Below are 288 nucleotides of genomic sequence, written 5' to 3'. Positions count from 1 at the left end.
GTCCCACTCGCGCGGGCGGTAGCCGTTGCGGTGGTTGACCCTCTCGTCGCTGACCTGCCCGTATTCGGCGTTGCAGAGGGCGTCGGCCTCGGCGGACATCAGGGTGTCGGCGAACGTCTTGATCATCGCGCGCAGCAGATCGGGACTCGCCGCTGCGAGATTCTCCTCGGCGAGGGCGTGCAGGGGCAGACTGTCGGGTGCGGTCATCGTGCTGATCTCCTTCGAGCTTCGACATCTCGAAGATCAGCCGGTGGCCGTTCTCATATCCGGGCCCTCACTCCGACGCCA

General features: G+C 66.0%; 1 protein-coding gene. It reads right to left on the bottom strand.

The features are described from left to right. The coding region (locus IG99_RS43830) for a transposase (protein WP_037684644.1) at positions 1 to 207 on the bottom strand (207 nt) is incomplete at its 3' end. Between the last annotated feature and the right edge of the window lie 81 nt (positions 208 to 288).

This window comes from Streptomyces griseus subsp. griseus (genome assembly GCF_000720255.1).
Classification (GTDB): Bacteria; Actinomycetota; Actinomycetes; order Streptomycetales; family Streptomycetaceae; genus Streptomyces; species Streptomyces griseus_I.
This window is presented reverse-complemented; position numbering and strand designations above follow the sequence as displayed.